Source organism: Saccharothrix sp. DSM 118769 (genome assembly GCF_052936295.1).
Genome location: NZ_CP193627.1, coordinates 2,013,393 through 2,030,486 on the forward strand (window position 1 = coordinate 2,013,393; position 17,094 = coordinate 2,030,486).

A 17,094-nucleotide genomic window follows, 5' to 3' on the forward strand; every position below is an offset into this window, starting at 1 on the left:
GGCTAGTCGCCCCCCTCGTCCGGGATCGTGTAGAACGGGAAGACCAGGTTGCGCTGGTCGTTGGTGGTGCGGACGGTGTAGCGCACGTCGATGTAGAGCGTGCCGACGTCCACCGAGTCGAAGGCCACCACGACGTCGTCCACCTCGACGCGCGGCTCCCAGCGCTCAAGGGCGGCGCGCACCTCGCGCGCCAGGTGCCCGGCGGTGGCGCCGTCGGCGGAGGCGAACACGTGGTCGTGGATGCCGCAGCCGAACTCCGGCCGCATCGGCCGCTCACCGGGCGCGGTGCCCAGGACCAGCCGGATCGCCTCGGCGATCTCCTGGTCGCGCTCCACCATGCCGATGCCGCCGGTCGGGCCGACGCGCAGCGGGAAACCCCAGCCGCGTCCGACGAAGTCCACGGCGTCAGCCCCCGATCCGCACGGTGAGCGCGCCGAGCACGACCTGCGCCCCGCAGGTGGTCTTGTCGCCCACGCGGGCCGCCGGGAGACCGCCGATCAGCACCGGCTTCCCGAGCGAGGCGGGGCCGGGCACCACGAGGTTCCCGGGCCCCAGCGCCGCGTGGGGCGGCATCGGGCAGCCGTGCGTGCTGCCCACGACGGCGGCGGGACGGCCCTCGATCCGGACCGAGGCGACCCTGATCGCGGCCGGGGGCAACGGCGGTCCGAGAGCACCGCCGTGGCTCGTCTGGTCGCCCAACCGGGCTGCGGGTGGCATGTCGTCCTCTTCTCGTGCTCAGACGGGGAACGGGGGGTTGAGGTGCACGACCGTGCCCTGCACCACGGCCTTGAGGCCGCCGTCGACGGTGACGCCCCGGGTCGCCTTCACGGTGGCCTCGCGGGTCGCCTTCACGGTGGCGTCACGGGTGGCCTCGACGGTCACGTCGCGGCCCTTGAGCAGCAGTTCGCCGGTGCCGGCGTCGATCGTGATGCCGCGGTCGGTCATGGTGATCGAGCTGAGCACCCGGCGACCGCGCGCGTCGCGCACCCGCAGGACGAGCTCGGACTTCAGCTCGTCGAGCACGACCTCCAGCCGCTCGTCCCCGCTGGCGACCCGCACACCCGACGCCGTCGTGCCGTCGAGCAGTTCGAGCCGGTTGCCGGTGCGCGACACCAGCGAGCGCCGGTTCACCCGGCCGCTGCGCCGGTCCACCAGCGGCACGGCGTGCGGCGAGGGCTTGTCGACCCCGTTGTAGAGGCCGCCCAGCACGTACGGGCGGTCCAGGCTGCCCTGCTCGAAGCCCACGAGCACCTCGTCGCGGACCTCGGGGCTGAACACGCCGCCGCCGCGCACGCCGCCCCACTGCACGGTGCGCACCCAGTCGCTGACGTAGGACTTGTCCAGCCACGGGAAGGTCAGCTTCACCCAGCCGCGCTCGCCGCCGACCTCCTTGACGTCGGTGACGATCCCGACCGCCAGGCCCGGCACGCGGGCCGACCGGGCGGGCGCGTTGGCCCCCGTCGCCAGGCCCGCGAGGGACCGGTCCGGCGACGTGCTGACCGTGACGGTGGTCTGGTAGCCGTCCACCGCGTCCAGCACGTGCCGCACGGACGTCGCCGTGTACTTGCCGTCGAACTGCGTGCCCGCGCCGGCGAGCGTGACCGGGACGCCCGCGCGCAGCTTCGGCTGGCCCGCCGCGACCGCCTCGACCTCGGCGAACCCGGCGCTGATCGCACCCGCCAGGGACTTCGACGCCGCCCTCGTCTCGGCGTCCGTGCCGTACGGGGTGTCGAACACCAGGGTCTTCGCCTTCGTGCCGAACGCGCGGCCCACGTCGGCCGGCTTGGCGCCCGGCACGACCGCGGTGCTGGTGACGGCGGGCGAGGTGGACACCAGGGGCGCCTTCGCCCGCACGTCCCAGCCGCGGACCTCGACCTCCTGCACCTGGTCCGCGCTGGTCAGCGAGGCGCGCAGCACCCGGACGTTGCGGCCCAGCTCCAGCACGCACGGGTGCGCGACGTTGGTCGGGGCCGGCGCGCTCGCCGCCGGCGCGGGCCGCACGAAGTCCAGCACGCCCTTCGCGTCGACCCGCACGACCGCGCCGTGCTCCTGGGCGAGCTGCTGAAGGAAGTCCCAGTCGGAGATGCCCGGCTGGCTCAGGTGCGGGTGGATCACCGAGGCGACGTCGATCCGGCCGACCTTCAGCCGGGCGCCCTTCACCACCTGCGTGACGATCCGCTTGACCGACATGTTCGTGAACCCGGCCACCCGGCGGCCCCGGAACAGCCGGTGCGCCCTGCTCATCGCGCGGATGACGGTGAACTTGCCCGTCGAGTCCGCGTCGACCTCCAGGGACGTGACCTCGCCGGTGAACAGCAGCTCCCGGGCGGTGCCCGTGGTCGCCGACACCGACACCTCGACCGGGCTGCCGATGGTGACGCCGCCCTTGTCCAGCGCCTCGCGGCCCGGGTCGCGGTAGGTCAGCACGGCGGAGTCGGGCAGCCCCACGCTCTCGTCGACCACGCAGCTGACCAGGTCGTTGTGCCACGACGCGGGCAGGCCGCCCGCCTTGACCGTGAACGACGCCGCGGTCGGTTTGCCGGCCTTGCTCATCGGACCTCCTCCACACCGGGCACCAGCAGCTCCGTGCCGGGCACCAGCACCATCGGGTCGTCGATGTCGTTGGCCTCGGCGATGACCCGCCACGCCGTCGCGTCGCCGTACTCGCGCCACGCCAGCTGCGGCAGGCTGTCCCCGGCCACCACGCGGTGCGCCCGCCGCGCCTCGCGCGACCCGGACGTCGGGTTCTGGCCGGGCGTGTCGACCCCGGCCTCCTCGATCGACAGCGCGCAGCGCGCCCGCAGCGGCTTGCCGTCCACGTCGAACAGCGAGTAGTCCACCGACAGGTTCGACAGCACGCCGTCGAACGACGTGGTCTTCGACGTGCCCCACTCGAAGCGCACCCACGGGCTCGCGGGCTTCTTCTTCGCCAGGCTCGCCTTCGTCGGCACGCACGCCGTCAGCAGCTGCTGCACCCGGTTCTCCACCGAGTTGTCGTGCTTGGCCGTGCCGTCCAGGAAGACCTCCACGGACAGCGTCCGCGGGCCGCTGCCGACGAACTCCGGCAGCGACGTCTCGCCCGCCATCCGCGCCGGCGTGCGCCGCCACTCGGTGCTCTTGGCCAGCTGGAGCGAGTTCGGGTTGAACTGGAACTTCACGCTCGCGAGCCGGCCGCCCGGCTTGGCCCCCGCCGTCGCCGGTGGTTCCATCACCACCAGCTGGGCGCGCGTCAGGCTCGCTCCTGCCTTCGGCATGTTCTGTGGTCCTCTCAGGACGCTTCGATGCCCTCGTGGGCGAATTCGAGGGTCTCCACGGCCGCCTGCGAGCTGCCGGGGTCGAAGGAGGGGCCCTGCCAGCGGACCGGGACGATGCCCTGCACCTGCCAGCTCGCGATCGGGGTCATGTCGGGGGTGAGCGCGACGATCTCGCCGTCCTTGCGCTCGACGCGCTTGATCACGTCGTTCAGCCACTTCACGACCTTGGCGCTGTCGGAGGTGACCGGTCGGGTCATGGTGATGTTCGACCAGGTGATGCGCGAGGGCAGTTGGTGGGCGAACCCGTTGTTGCCGCCCTCGGTGAACTGCTCGACCTCCATCTGCGCGCCCATGCCGTCGCAGGTGTGGAACGCGCCGAGGTCGTTGCCGGCGATGGAGAGCCGGAAGAACACGCTGGTGGCGAAGATCGTGTCGGACACGGGGTTTCCCTTCTGGTTCTACCGGCGCCGGTCGTGCAGCCGCCCGGCGCGCTCGCGGCCGTGCCGCAGTTCGGCGCGGAGCAACCTGCCCACGGGGTCGACGAGGTGGCGGGCGAGGTCTTCGAGGTCGGTCCTGGGGTTGGTGCCGTGCCGGGCGGAGCCTGCCGCGTTCGCCGCGTTCACCGCGCCGGCCGTGCTGTTCGTGCTCGTCGTGCTAGCCGTGGTTGCGCCGGCCGGTGCTTCGGATCGCTGGACCACCCGGGCGTGCGGCGTCGCGGTACCGCGCTGCACGGCCCGCGCCGGGGCCGGGGCCGAGACCGGCGGCTCCATGACCCGGGGCGGGTAAGCGGGCTTGACCGGCAGGCGTTCGGGCCGCGCACCGCCACTCCCCGCCGTTCCCGCCGTTCCCGCCGCTCCCGCTGTCCCGAGCGCTCCCACCGCTCCCGCCGATCGCGGCAGTTGCACCCGCCCCGGTTCCTGCACCCGTCGCGTCTGCTGCGGCGACCGCTGAACCGCCGGTGATCCCGGTCCCCAGTGCCGCAGGGGGACGACCGGACGGGCCGCGGACGCGGACCCCTGACGTTCGGGAGGCCGGGCGAGCGGCCGATCGGCGATGAGCGGGACGGTCCGGAGATCCGCCTTCCCGGCACTGCGCTGGACGAGCGGCACCACCGGCAGTGCGCGCCGCTCGGGTGTTGACCCGGTCGTCGGCTGCCGGACCACGACGGGCGGGGTGACCCGACGCTGAACCGGAGAGGCAGCAGGAGCACCGACAGCCTCACTGGTGGGCTCACCGGCGGGCTCACCGGACGCGGTAGGCGGCAGTTCGGGCAGCGGCGAGCCGATCCCGATCACCGGACGTGTACCAGGTGTCCCCGTTCGAGTGATCTTGCGCTGAACAACCGGCTCCACCGGAGCCGGGGCCGGAGCCGGAGCCGGGGACGTCCTGACCGGCGGATGACCGGGAACACCCTGTCGGACAACGGAAAGCGGCCGAAGCGGGGTGACTTCGCGACGCGCCGAGATCAACGGCCGCCCAATGGCCCTGAGCTGCACCGCAGGTGAAGCCGACCCCAGCAGCGGAGCCCCACCCCCACCCGTACGACCGACCGCAACCCCGGTCCCACCCCGCCCACCGGAGGCACCGCCCCCAGCAGGCCGAGACACACCGCCACCACCAGCGGCCCCACTCCCACTACCCGCCGACCCCCCGGACCGACTCCCGGCCCCTGAAGCCGATCGGGCACCACCGCCACCCGCATTCGAGCCGACCACGGGCATGGCCACCGAACTACCCGGCCCAACGCCGGACCCTGCCCCGCCACCCGAGCCCGCCCCGGACCTGCCGCCCGATCCCGATCCCGACCCACCACCCGAGCCCGCGCCGACCACGCCGCCCGAGCCCGAACCAGAGCCCGGCCCGCCGCTCGAACCCGCGCCGGCCCTACCGCTTGAACCTGCGCCGGTCCCGCCGCCAGAGCCTGGCCCGCCGCCCGAACCCGCGCCGGACCAGCCGCCTGAACTCAAGCCCGGCCTGCCGCCCGCGCCTGCTCCGGCCCCAGCTCCGCCGCCCGAGTGCGCGACCGGACCCACGCCGGTCCCGCCACCCGAACCCGGTCCGCTGCCCGAGCCTGCGCCGGCTCCGCTGCTCGACCCTGCGCCCGGTCCGCCGCCAGAACCCGTACCCGACCCGCCGCCGAACACCCCGCCGGCTCCCGCGCCCAGACTGCCGGCGAACCCACCGCTCGGCCCCATGCCCAGCACACTGGTGGAGTCGCCACCCAACCCACCGCCGACTCCGGCGCCCGGTCCGCTACCCGCCCGGCTACCGGACCCGGTTCCCGGCGCGGCGCTCGATCCGCCGCCCGCCTTGGTGCTCGGCCCGCTGCTCGCCCTGGTGCCAGACCTGGCGCTCGGTCCGCCGCCCGCCTTGCCACCTGCTCCGGTGCTCGGGCCGAGGCCCGTCTTGCTGTCTGCCCCGGTGCTCGACCCACCGCTCGGCTCGGCACCCGACCCACCGCTCGATCCGGCACCTGTCCCGCCGCTCGACCGGCCGCCAGGCCCCGCGCCCGACCGGGTGCCGGACCCGCCGCTCGTCCCAGCACCGGCCTTGGTTCCCGTTCCGCCGCTTGATCCGCCGCGTGATGCGCCGCCGACGCCGGACCCGGTGCCTGGAGCAGCCCCCGGAGCGACACCCTGAGCAGTGCTGCGAGCGACCACGGGACCGACCCCGGAGCCGGTTCCGTTCCGCGCCTCCGCACCGCCGACTGCACCGCCGCGCCGCCCGGTCCGGGTGAGGGCGCGGGCGATGCTCCGCGCTCGGGCACCGAAACCGATCACGGGGCGAGCGGGTTCCTCTCCGCCACTCTCTCCGCCGCCACCCTCACCGCCACCCTCCCCGCCGTCGAACGGGCGGTGGGCGAACGTCAGTGGGTGCGCGGCCGAGTACTCGCCCGGCACGCCGGTCGGGCGGGCCACGCCGTGGACGACACCGGCCGGCGCGGTGGAGGTGACCGAGTGGCCCAGGTCGCCGCTGATCGTGTGGCCGCGCCACGCGGCCAGGCTGTCGCGGAAGCGCAGGCCGTCGGTCACGGCCATCGACGTTCGCTGCAGCACGCCCTCCATCCTCGGCGCGGCGCGCCAACCACCGTCCGAAGTAGACCGACCAGCTCGAACGGGAACCGGAACAGGAACCGGTGCCGGCGTGCGGGATCTGGACCAGAAGCCCATCGGGTCACCCCCCTTCGTTCACCTTCGTGTTGATGCGCGCGATCTCCGTCACCCAGCGCAACCGCTCGCGGTGGTCCAGGTCGAGGATCTCGTCGCGCGGCCAGTGGAAGTGGTAGGCCACGTACGCGACCTCCTCGTGCAGCCGGTCGGCCGCGTACGTCACGATTCCCCCAGGCGACCACCGGCCAGGTCCACCTCGAACGCGCTCCCGCACGACGGGCACGACACCCCGGCCCGCGTGTGCCCCTCGCTGTTGATCCGCCGGTAGAAGTCCTGCAGGAAGGCGATGTCCGTGGCGTACATGCGCTCCACCACGCCCACGTTCACCTCGTCGACCTCGCCCAGCTCGGTGATCACCGTGCTGAGCAGCAGCACGCTCAGGTACCCGGGGTTCTCCTTCACCCGCAGGTCGATCTGCGGCCTCAACTCGTCCCGCGCGGTGGCCAGGCGCATCCGGCCGTGCCGGTGGACCTGGCCGTCCCCGTCCACGTAGCCGCGCGGCAGCTCGAACTCGAACTCGGTGAGCGCGGCGGGCGCGTCGGGCGGGGTGGCGACCGGCTTCTTCTTGACCTCGGCCAGCTCGTCGAGCGAGTCGAGGCCGATCACCCGGCGGCGCATCAGTCTTCGAGGGTGATGTCTTCGAAGGTGATCGTCACCTTCTCGGTCGCGGCGCTGGACTCGCCCGCCTTCAGCGACGGGCCCTCCCACCGGCTGACCCACCCGTTGACCAGGTTGAGCCGCCGCTCGGTCTCGCCCTTGCTGTTCATGATCTCGATCGTGATGTTCTGCCGCGCGGACTCGACGTCACCCTTGTTGAGGGTCTCCTTGAGCCACTTGGTGAACTCCTTGCTCTTGTCCATCCCGCGGGTGACGGTGATCTCGCCGCCCTTGCGGGCACCGGGCTGCTTGCGCAGCAGCGGCTTGCCCTGCGGGGTCACCTGCGAGATCTCGACCACGTCCTCCTCGACGGTCACACCGCTGACCTCCTGGAGCGACTCGACGACGTACGCGCCGAGCTGGAGGCCGAAGATGTGCGTGGAGAGGGCATCACCGTCTGCCATGGCTGCCGCCTTTCACAAGGGAAGAGGTCACTCGCTGACGAGGCTGGTGTTGTCGGAGAACTGGGCGAGCCGGAAGACCACGAACTCGGCGGGCTTGACCGGCGCCACGCCGATCTCGCACACGACCTGCCCGAGGTCGATCGACTCCGGCGGGTTGTTGTCCCGGTCGCACTTGACGTAGAACGCCTCGGCCGGGGTGCGGCCGAACAGCGCGCCCTGCCGCCACTGCTCGGTGAGGAACGCGGTGATGTTGCGCCGGATGCCCGCCCACAGGCGGTCGTCGTTCGGCTCGAACACCACCCACTGGGTGCCGATCAGGATCGACTCCTCCAGGAAGTTGAACAGCCGCCGCACGTTCAGGTAGCGCCACGCCGGGTCGGACGACAGCGTGCGCGCGCCCCAGATCCGGATGCCGCGACCGGGGAACGAGCGCAGGCAGTTCACGCCGACCGGGTTCAGCAGGTCCTGCTCGCTCTTGCTGAGCGCGACCTCCAGGTCCACCGCGCCCCGGATCACCTCGTTCGCCGGTGCCTTGTGCACGCCGCGCTCGGCGTCGCTGCGGCCCCACACGCCGGCGACGTGCCCGGACGGCGGCACGAGGGAGTTGCGGCCGGTCGCCGGGTCGAAGACCTTGATCCACGGGTAGTACAGGGTGGCGAAGCGCGAGTCGTGGTTGGCCTCGTCCTGCCGCCACGTGCGGACCCGCTGCGGCGACAGGCCGGGCGGGGCGTCGAGCAGGGCGACCCGGTCGCCCATCCGCTCGCAGTGCCCGATGACCGCGTTCTGCACGGTCTTCACGCCTTCGAGGTCGATCATGCCGCGCTGGTAGGCGCTCATCAGGTCGGGCACCGCGACCATGGTGACCTCGTCGACGTTCTCCAGGCCGCCGAAGCCGGTGCGGGCCTCGGGGTCGCCGACGTACTCGTTCGCGTCGACCTTCGCGGGCCTCGCCGCGTCGGCGGGCGCGGCGGGCAGCGCGACGGACTGCTTGTCCGGCCTGCTCAGCGCCGTGCCGGCCTGTTCGGTGACGGCGATCAGCTTGGACCGCTCGGTCACCTGCGTCACCACGTAGTTCTTGAGGTTGCGGCGGGTCGACACGTCGTAGGTCTCCACGACCCGCTCGCCCTGCCGCACCAGCAGCTTGAACCGGTCCTCGGGCGGGTTCTCGCCGTCGGCGTCGGCGACCTCGACGGTCACGTCCGGTCCCGCCGCCGGCAGCGCGGTGATGCGCAGGCCGCCCAGCACCGCGGGCACCGCGGCCACCGGCTCGGCCTCCCGCGCCGCGCCGCCGACGCGCACCACGTACGCCGCGCCGCCGCCGTTCGCGAAGTAGCCGTACAGCGAGTGCGGCAGGTAGGCGCCCTCGGTGAAGCCGCCGAACTCGCGCACGTACTGGTTCCAGTTGGTCACCAGGGTCGGCTGGTGGAAGGGACCGCGCTCGGCGAACCCGACGAAGGCGGCGACCGCGGTGCCGACCCCCTCGATCGGTCGCGCCCCGGTCTGGACCTCCTCCACGTACACACCGGGGGAGAGGTACTGCGGCATGGTCGCTCCTCGTCTGTCGGGCGTTCTTCCGCTCTGCTGAGGACGAGTTTCGTCGGGCGGCGCACCGGGCGGCAGGACCGCCGGACCCCTGCCGGGGGCACTCCCGCTGCCTGAAGGGGCACCGCGCCCACCCGCACGGCACCGCGCCCCGGCACCGCGGGGTGCGGTGCCGGGGCGCGGTGGGTCGTGCGGTGCCGGGGCGGGTCAGCCCATGTACTCGGCCACGTTCATCCGGAAGCGCCGGTACAGCTCCGCCTCCACCCGCAGCACGGCCTCGGCCTCGCTCAGCTGGGCGTTCGGCGGCAGCCTCCGGTTGATGAAGGCGGCGATGCCGGACCGCGTCGTCGGCGTCGCGGGCAGGGTGAAGGAGAACGGGCCGGTGTCCCCGTCGTCGCTGTCGCGCACCGGCGGCGCGTCCCCGGCGTGCGTGTACGCGCCGGAACCGCGGTAGTTCGCGTCCCGGTCGAAGGCCACGCCCTGCCCGCTCACCACGCCGATGGGGGCGTAGTCGCCGAGGTCCTGGGCGACGAACGTGGTGGCCGTGCTGTTGGGCGAGCCCGACAGCACGTAGATGTTGTTCGGGTCGCCCTCGCCCGGCCTGCCGCCCATGTCCTCGGGCAGGCCGATGCCCTGGCCGCCGGCGCGCGTCAGGCCCTCCTCGTGGATGCCCTCCCGGTTGTCGGGGCGGGTGAGGTGGCCGTGCAGCTGCACCACGGGCGGCAGCGCGGGCACGTTCTGGTAGCGCCTGTCCAACGCGGTGATGCTGACGTTCTCGTTGGCGGGCAGCGGCCGACGGCCGTTGTCGTCGTCCTCGTCGCTGTCGAAGCGCGGCCGGCCGGCCCCCGAGCCGGACGCGCCGGGGATGCCGATGCCCATCGGCGCGCTCCGCGCCGGTTGCGGCCGCTCCTCCGGGGTCGGGGTCCGGGCCAGCGACTCGCCGCCGGCCTGCCGCCGCAGTGCGTTCACCTCGTTCACCTCGCCGGTCACCAGCTGGCGCAGGCCCCTGATGATGGTCGCCCGGCGCGCGGTCTGCTCCCGGTGGAGGTCCGGTGTGAGGCGACTGGCCTGGTTGCGCTCCCAGTCGTCCATCGCGACCTGCAACTCGGCCAGCAGGAGCCCGCGGGCGGTGAAGTCGGCGGCGGGCAGGTTCGAGTAGTCGGCGACCCGCCGGGCGATGGCCGGCCACTGGGACCGCCTGGGGTTGGGTATCCGCTCGCCGGCCGCGTCCCGCACGGACTGCTCCAGGCTCCACGTCGCCGGGGTGCGCTGCACGGCCGGCCCACCCGCCCCGTGGTCGTGGCCGCCGTGACCGCCGTGGTCCGCCTGGCCGCCGTGGTCCGCCTGGCCGCCGTGGTCCGCGTGACCGGCCTGACCGGCCTGACCGGCCTGATCGGCGTGACCGGCGTGCCGGTCCACGTGGTGGTGCGGGTCGGGGGCCGGGGCGCTCAGCGCCCTGGTGGCGTTGGCCTCGGCGGCGCGTTCGAACCGGTCCGACGGGTCGCTCACCCGCAGGCCGTCGCCGGTGTCCGTGCCCGACACCGCGCCCTGCCGCTGCTGGATCACGTGCGTCAGCTCGTGCGCCAGCGTGTGCCGGTCCCCGCCGCCCCGGCCGATCACCACGTGCTCGCCCGACGTGTAGGCGCGGGCGCCGACCTCCTCCGCCGAACGGGCCGCCGCGGTGTCGGCGTGCACCCGCACGCCGGAGAAGTCCGCGCCCAGGCGCGCCTCCATCTCGGTGCGGGTGCCGCTGTCGAGGGGCGTGCCCGGCCGGTCCAGCACGTCGTGCACGGCCGACCGCTGCACCGCCGGCGGCTGCCCGGCGGCCCGCCCGCCCGCCGCCTCGGCCTCCCGGGCCAGCTCGACCATCCGCGCGACCGCCGTGTTGCCCGCGGTGCGCTGGACGCGCAGCAGGTCGCCGGTCCGGTCGGCCGGGCGGTCCACGCCCGGCACGGGGTCGTCGCGCTCCGGCCCGTGGTGGTGATGGTGGTGTGCGTGCGTCACGTGCTCCTCCTGCGTCCTGTGCCGGTCAGGGCCGGTCCTGCCACCACGGTCCGAACTCGTTCTCCAGCACGAGCCGGCCGAGCTTGCGGTACTCCCGGTGGATCGCCGCCACGACGTCCGCCATGGCCACCGGCCGGTCGGCGGCGGCGGCCAGGTAGGCGGCGGTCACCGCGCACGCCCGGATCGAGCCGCCCGCCAGGTCGAAGCGCTCGGCGCAGAACGCCAGGTCCAGGTCGTCGGCGCGGGGCATGGCGGTGCCCAGGCAGCGGTCCCACAGCGCGGTCCGCTGCTCCGCGTCGGGCACCGGGAAGTCCGCGACCACGTCGATGCGGCGGGTGAACGCCTCGTCCACGTTGGACCGCAGGTTCGTGGTCAGCACGGCGATGCCGTCGAAGGACTCCATGCGCTGCAACAGGTACGCGGACTCGGTGTTCGCGTGCTTGTCGTGCGAGTCCTTGACCTCCGACCGCTTGCCGAACACCGCGTCCGCCTCGTCGAACAGCAGCACCCCGTGCACGCCCGCCGCCTCGGTGAAGATCCGCTCCAGGTTCTTCTCCGTCTCGCCGATGTACTTGTCCACCAACGACGACAGGTCCACCACGTACAGGTCCATGCCGATCTCGGCGGCGACCACCTCGGCCGACATCGTCTTGCCGGTGCCCGACTCGCCCGCGAACAGCGCCACCACCCCGCGCCCCCGGCCGCCGCCGGGCCGCATCCGCCACTGCCCGAGCACGCGGTCGCGGTAGCGGGCCCGCACCACCAGCTCGTCGAGCTGGGCGCGGGTGGGCGGGGGCAGCACCAGGTCGTCCCAGCCGACGGCGGGCGTGATGCGGCGGGCCAGCCGTTCCAGCCCGGCCCCGTTCTGGGCGCGCACGCCGGCGCGGACGTGCCCCAGGCCCACCGGGCGGTCCTCCAGCACGGCCAGCCCCGCCGCGACGTCCACCGCCCGGGTCACCTCGTCCGCGCCGAGCCGGTAGCCCGACAGCGCCGCCACCAGCGAGTCGTCCGCGGTGGTCCCGGTCGCCCGCGCCAACGCCCCCGCCCACCACCGGGCCCGCTGCCCGGGGTCGGGGGACGGCACGTCCACCGACGGGACCGGCGTCGCGGTCCAGTACGGGTCCCAGTGCCCCCGGCCGTGCAGCAGGAGCGGCACGTCGCCGGCGAGGGCGACGAGGTCGCGCACGACGCCCACGTGGTCGGGCACGAGGGTGTCCAGCGGGCCGAGCACCACGCCCGCGCCGCGCAGCCGGGCCTCCCGGACGGCGGCCCGGACCAGCGGCGTCCCCGCCGGGCCCGGTGCCGCGGCGGCGAGTGCCGGGGCGTCGAGCACCACCGCGCCCAGCCCGGCGACGGACAGCGCGTCGCACGCCACCCGCCCGCCGTCCCCGTCGCGCTCGCGCAGGTGGACCACCGACACCCCGGCCCGCAGCGCGGCCCCGAGCCGGTGGTCCGGGCCGGGGTCGCCGCCCGCCGGCACCACGCGGGCGGCGCCGGCGAGCACCGGGTCCGGCTCGTCCGCGCCCAGCAGGTGCGCGACGACCCGGTCGGGCACCCGCAGCACCCGCGACAGCGCGGGCAGGCCGCCGTCGACGACCTCGACCAGCCCGCCCGCCACCAGTGGCGCGGACGCGGCGAACCGGAACCGGGCCGGGGCCGCCGGGGGCAGCCCGCACAGCTCCAGCGCCAGCCCGACCGTGGCCCGCCGGCGGGTGACGTCGTCGTTGAGGTAGGCGTAGAGCCGCTCGAACCGGGCGTCGACGTCCGGTGCCAGCGCGACGAGCAGGAACTCCACGTCCAGCGGCGTCAGGTCGAACCGCCGGGCCAGCCGCAGCAGCCGGGGGCCGCCGTCGGGGGCGAGCGCGGCGAGCGCGGCCAGCTCCGGGTCGTCCTCGGGCGGCTCGCCCAGCCGCCGCGGCTCGTCCAGGATGCGCCGCACGACGTCCGCGGTCAGGTAGAGGCCGCGGTGCGGGTCGTCCGGCAGCGGATCACCCTCCGCGCGCACCGCCACCACCCGGCGCACCCTCTGCTCGACCGCGCCCAACCGGCCCCACAGGTACGCGAGGTCGGCCGCGCCCGTCCCGGTCCGCGCCGGGCCGCCTCCCGCCCCGGCGGCGGCCACGCGACCCGCGCCCGCCGGACCTGCCGGACCTGCCGGACCCGCCGGACTCACAGGGCCTGCCCGATCCGCGCTCACCACCTCGGCCGTCATCGGATCGGGCCCGCGTGGCGGCGGCGGTCGGCGGGCAGCGGACGCGGTCGGGGCGCGGTGAACCCGACACCCGACCCGCCTACCCCGCCGGCCCCGCCAGAGGTCCCCGCCTCGTCGTAGCGCAGCCTGCGCCCCTCGTCGCCGGACGGGCCGACCAGCACCAGACCGTCCACGGCCGGCGCGGCCGGGGCGAGCGTGCCCACGACCGGCGCGGTCACCACCACGTTGATCGCCGGCCTCAGCTCACCGCCGAGCGCCGACCACACGTCGGTCGCGGCCCGGCCCTCCGACACCGCGCCGCCCGCCTCGACGCCGACCGTCAGGTCCAGGTCGGCCAGCGACCCGGACAGCCACTCCGCCCGGAGCCGGTTGGTCGCGACCAGGCACGCCAGCGCCTGCGACAGCAGCCGGTGCCCGTCCTGCGACCGGTTCGTCCACGCGGTCACCAGGTAGGACAGCCGGAACCAGCGGGGCGGCCGGCGGTGGCCCACCAGGTGCTCGTCCTCGTGCACGGCCAGCGAGCCGGTCGAGCGCCGAGTCAGGTCCTCGCGGATGTCGTAGAGGAACACGTTGACCGTCGGCGCGTTGCGCCGCGCCACCCAGTCCGTCGTGGGCGGGTCGAACGCCAGCTCACCGCCGCCGCCCGGCACGTCGCCGGCCGCGAACAGCTTGCGCATCGCTTCGTCCACCTCGTGGATCACCCGACACCTCCTCCGTCGTCGTCCCGGGTCACCGGCGCCGCACCACGTCCGGTGGCTGGATGGAGCCCGGCACCACCAGGAACGGCGTGGTGGCGGACCGGAAACCCGGTCCGGCCGCGGTGATGGTGCGCGGGCCGGTCGAGTCCTTGCCGAGGATCAGCAGCTGCGCGGCGAACCCGCCGTCGGCGCGCGGCAGCACGGGGGCCGCCGCCGCGGTGATGCCGGGCGTCCACGTCAACCGCACGGGCACGCCGGGCGGGAAGTCCAGGCCCCGCACGGACGTGACGAACCCGGGTTCGCCGATCGGCGGCACGGCCACGATCCTGGGCAGCAGCACGCGCACCGGCGCGCTCGCGGTGTTGTCGGCCGGGTTCGCGTCGGTGCCGGTGGTGCGCAGCACGCCGCGCGCGACGGCCTGGAGCGGCGCGTCCGGCGCGAGCACCACCTGCACCACCTGCGCCGCGCCGGGCGCGAGGTCGGGCAGCACCGGGCAGCCGGTCACCGAGCAGCCGGGCGGCAGGGCCGCGACCGGCACCCGCGCGGGCAGCTGCCAGTCCAGCCGCAGGCCGGTGGCCAGGCCCCCACCGCCGTTGCGGACCGCGTACGTCGCCGTCGTGCGCCCGCCCACGTACGACGGGTCGGGCTGCACCACGACGGTCAACGACGGCCCGGCGGCGGGCGGCGGCGCGGGAGCGGGCGGCGCGGGCGGCGGGGGAGGCGGCGGCGGGGCGGGCGCGGGGTCGCGCACCGGCACGGCGGTGGTCGCGGCGTTGTCGGTGGGCAGCGCGTCGAGCACCGGTCCCGCGACCGACCACGTCAGCTCGTGCCGACCGGCCACCACGCCCACCAGCTCGACCGACACCCGCACCACGTCACCGGGGGCCAGCACGCCGAGGTCGCAGCGCACCCCCGCCACGTCGCACGCCCCCCGGTCCGGGCGCAGCGCGACCGGCCGCACGCCGCCCGGCACGGACGCGGTCAGCGCGCTGCCCGGCGACGTGGCCGGCCCCCGGTTGACCACCTCCACCTCCAGCCGGGTCGTGGCGCCGGTCTCCGAGTCGGGCAGGTCCGCCGGGGCGAGCACGGCGAGGTCGACGGACTGCTGCCACGTCGGCTCCTTCTGCCGGCCGGGCAGGTCGGCGGTGATCCGCGTGACCGCGCCCGTGCCGACGTCGACCACCAGCAGCTCCTCCGGCGACCGCGCGTCCCCCGCGCGCCGCGCGGTCAGCACGACCCGCGACCCGTCCGGCGAGAACGCCGCGTCGCGCGGCTGGAACGGCCCGCCCGGCGCGCTCAGCGGCTCGGCGCAGGTGTCCCGGCCGCGCGGGAACAGCACGGTGCAGCCGTCGTCCGCCAGGGACACCAGCAGCACGCCGTCGGCCTCCCGGTTGACCACGAGCGTGCGGCCGTCCGGGCTGAACGCCGAGCTGTCGTCGGTGACCTCGCAGTCGAAGCCGCACACCGCGGCGGAGACGTCGCGCTGCCCGCCCAGGTCGTCGGCGCGGGCCGTCCACACGTGGTTGTCCCGCACCTCGGCGGTCGGCCCGTCGAACACCCGGCCGCGGGTGAAGGACAGCGTGCGGCCGTTCGGGGACCACGCGGGCTGCGTGTCCTCCTGGTCGGCCGCGCCGGGCGGCGGCAGCAGGCGCCCCGTCACCGCGCCGGTCGCCACCTCGACGACCACCACGCGGCTCGGCCCGCCCGCCGGGCGCACCCCTCCCGGCGTCCGGCGCGCGAAGGCCAGGGACCGGCCGTCCGGGGACCACGCGGCGTCGAACTCCCAGTCCGTCGCCGCGCGGTCGGCCACCGGCAGCCGGCGCGGGTTGCCGCCGTCCGCGTCCACCAGCCACACGCGCTGCACGCGCCCGCCCTCGCCGTCCTCGAAGCGGCTGAACGCGATCGTGCGCCCGTCGGGCGAGTAGGACTGCCGCTGCGTCCACGGGTCGAAGCCGGGGCGCGGGCGGAACAGCAGGTTCGGGTCGTTCACCGCCTCCGGGTCCTCGCGCAGCACGGGCACGCCGAGGTCGCGCGGGTCCGCCCCGTCGGGGCGCACGTCCAGCAGGCCCGCCGTGGAGCGGGTCGGCGCGGTGGTGCGGCCGACCACGAGCTGCTCGCCGCCCGCGTCCACCAGCCACGTGGGCGCGCCGACGACGCGGTCCTCGGCCAGCAGCAGGTCGGGCGGCGCGACCACCGGCACGCCGGGCGCGGTGTCGGCGCGGTAGACCTTCTCCACGTTCGGGTCGGCCGGGCACGAGCACACCTGGTCGAGGCTGAGGAACAGCAGGCGCGTGCCGTCGGGCAGCCACTCGGGCGACCGGCCGCGCCACTCCGCCTGCCCGCCGCCCAGCAGCGGGACGCCCGCCGCCGGGTCGTCGCCCACCAGCCGCAGCCACCGGGTGCCGTCACCGCTGTCCAGGGTGTAGGCGATGCGGCCGTCCACCGGGTTCCACGCGGGTTCGACGGCCGCGCCCACCGGTTCGTCGGTGACCCGGGTGGTCGCGCCGCCCGCCACCGGCCGCCGGTACAGCTCGGCGTCGCCGTCGGGGTCGGCGGAGAACACGACCTGCGCGCCGTCGGGCGAGAACGACGGCGACGTCTCGTCGTGGGGCGTGTCGGTGAGCCGGGTCAGGCCGGTGCCGTCGACGCCGACGCGCCACAGGTCGCGCTGCCCGCCCTCGGCGGAGTCGAACACCACCGACCGCAGGTCCGGCGACAGCCTCGGGCGGCCCGCGTCACGGCCCTCGGTGAGCCGCCGCACCGCGCCGTCCCCGGCCCGCGCGTACACCTGGGGCCGGGGCTCGTCGCGCAGGCTGGTGAACACCACGAGCCCGCCGCGCGCGGACGGCCGGTCGTCGTGGTGCGCGGGCCCGGCGCCGAGCAGCGGGTCGCTCGCGCGGAGCTGGTCGGGCACGGGGGCCGCCACCGCGCCGAGGCTGCGGTGCCCGGTGCCCGCGTAGGCGATCCGGCCCGCCGCGGGCGGTTCCTCCTGCGCCGCCGCCGACGTGGCGCCCCCGTGCGCCACCACCACGACCGCACCGCACAGCAGCACCAGCGCGGTTGCCGTGGCCAGGTGCGGGTTCCGCAGCCATCCCACCAAGGTCTCCACCTCCGTCAGTCGCCGGAATCGTCGTCGGGAACGGGCCGCCGCAC

Annotated in this window: 14 protein-coding genes; all 14 read right to left on the reverse strand. The window is 75.3% G+C overall.

Annotated features, from left to right (window positions below; translation table 11 throughout):
• Nucleotides 1-2: 2 nt before the first annotated feature.
• On the reverse strand, nucleotides 3-401 hold the full coding sequence (locus ACRAKJ_RS09560) for a GPW/gp25 family protein (RefSeq protein ID WP_438921861.1): 399 nt from the start codon (nucleotides 399-401) through the stop codon (nucleotides 3-5).
• Between the two features lie 4 nt (nucleotides 402-405).
• Nucleotides 406-717, reverse strand: coding sequence for a PAAR domain-containing protein (locus ACRAKJ_RS09565; RefSeq protein ID WP_438921860.1), 312 nt, complete (start codon nucleotides 715-717; stop codon nucleotides 406-408).
• Between the two features lie 18 nt (nucleotides 718-735).
• Nucleotides 736-2,553 (reverse strand): VgrG-related protein, encoded by a 1,818-nt coding sequence (locus ACRAKJ_RS09570; RefSeq protein WP_438921859.1) that lies wholly within the window; start codon nucleotides 2,551-2,553, stop codon nucleotides 736-738.
• Entirely contained in the window at nucleotides 2,550-3,254 is a 705-nt protein-coding gene (locus ACRAKJ_RS09575) for a CIS tube protein (RefSeq protein WP_438921858.1), read from the reverse strand. Before ACRAKJ_RS09575 ends, ACRAKJ_RS09570 begins: the two co-directional genes overlap by 4 nt.
• 14 nt (nucleotides 3,255-3,268) lie before the next feature.
• Nucleotides 3,269-3,694, reverse strand: a complete 426-nt coding sequence (locus ACRAKJ_RS09580; RefSeq protein ID WP_438921857.1) for a phage tail protein — start codon at nucleotides 3,692-3,694, stop codon at nucleotides 3,269-3,271.
• Between the two features lie 18 nt (nucleotides 3,695-3,712).
• Nucleotides 3,713-3,877, reverse strand: coding sequence for a hypothetical protein (locus tag ACRAKJ_RS09585; RefSeq protein ID WP_438921856.1), 165 nt, complete (start codon nucleotides 3,875-3,877; stop codon nucleotides 3,713-3,715).
• Nucleotides 3,878-6,428: 2,551 nt separating this feature from the next.
• Nucleotides 6,429-6,587, reverse strand: a complete 159-nt coding sequence (locus ACRAKJ_RS09590) for a DUF6760 family protein (RefSeq protein WP_438921855.1) — start codon at nucleotides 6,585-6,587, stop codon at nucleotides 6,429-6,431.
• Entirely contained in the window at nucleotides 6,584-7,042 is a 459-nt protein-coding gene (locus ACRAKJ_RS09595; protein WP_438921854.1) for a hypothetical protein, read from the reverse strand. Before ACRAKJ_RS09595 ends, ACRAKJ_RS09590 begins: the two co-directional genes overlap by 4 nt.
• Nucleotides 7,042-7,485, reverse strand: a complete 444-nt coding sequence (locus ACRAKJ_RS09600; protein ID WP_306745517.1) for a phage tail protein — start codon at nucleotides 7,483-7,485, stop codon at nucleotides 7,042-7,044. Before ACRAKJ_RS09600 ends, ACRAKJ_RS09595 begins: the two co-directional genes overlap by 1 nt.
• 27 nt (nucleotides 7,486-7,512) lie before the next feature.
• Entirely contained in the window at nucleotides 7,513-9,030 is a 1,518-nt protein-coding gene (locus tag ACRAKJ_RS09605; protein WP_438921853.1) for a phage tail sheath subtilisin-like domain-containing protein, read from the reverse strand.
• Nucleotides 9,031-9,234: 204 nt separating this feature from the next.
• Nucleotides 9,235-11,031 carry an eCIS core domain-containing protein gene (locus ACRAKJ_RS09610; RefSeq protein WP_447008916.1) on the reverse strand — a complete coding sequence of 599 codons (1,797 nt, stop codon included), beginning with the start codon at nucleotides 11,029-11,031 and terminating at the stop codon, nucleotides 9,235-9,237.
• A 25-nt stretch (nucleotides 11,032-11,056) separates the two neighbouring features.
• Nucleotides 11,057-13,153, reverse strand: coding sequence for an AAA family ATPase (locus ACRAKJ_RS09615; RefSeq protein WP_438922777.1), 2,097 nt, complete (start codon nucleotides 13,151-13,153; stop codon nucleotides 11,057-11,059).
• Nucleotides 13,154-13,239: 86 nt separating this feature from the next.
• Nucleotides 13,240-13,944, reverse strand: a complete 705-nt coding sequence (locus ACRAKJ_RS09620; RefSeq protein WP_438922778.1) for a DUF4255 domain-containing protein — start codon at nucleotides 13,942-13,944, stop codon at nucleotides 13,240-13,242.
• Nucleotides 13,945-13,972: 28 nt separating this feature from the next.
• Entirely contained in the window at nucleotides 13,973-17,038 is a 3,066-nt protein-coding gene (locus ACRAKJ_RS09625; RefSeq protein ID WP_438922779.1) for a hypothetical protein, read from the reverse strand.
• Nucleotides 17,039-17,094: the final 56 nt, after the last annotated feature.

Excerpts from the sequence above, each read along its gene's own strand:
- ACRAKJ_RS09570 (WP_438921859.1), bottom strand. The coding sequence starts at position 2,553 with ATGAGCAAGGCCGGCAAACCGACCGCGGCGTCGTTCACGGTCAAGGCG.
- ACRAKJ_RS09595 (WP_438921854.1), bottom strand. The coding sequence starts at position 7,042 with ATGCGCCGCCGGGTGATCGGCCTCGACTCGCTCGACGAGCTGGCCGAG.
- ACRAKJ_RS09600 (WP_306745517.1), bottom strand. The coding sequence starts at position 7,485 with ATGGCAGACGGTGATGCCCTCTCCACGCACATCTTCGGCCTCCAGCTC.
- ACRAKJ_RS09605 (WP_438921853.1), bottom strand. The coding sequence starts at position 9,030 with ATGCCGCAGTACCTCTCCCCCGGTGTGTACGTGGAGGAGGTCCAGACC.
- ACRAKJ_RS09565 (WP_438921860.1), bottom strand. The coding sequence starts at position 717 with ATGCCACCCGCAGCCCGGTTGGGCGACCAGACGAGCCACGGCGGTGCT.
- ACRAKJ_RS09575 (WP_438921858.1), bottom strand. The coding sequence starts at position 3,254 with ATGCCGAAGGCAGGAGCGAGCCTGACGCGCGCCCAGCTGGTGGTGATG.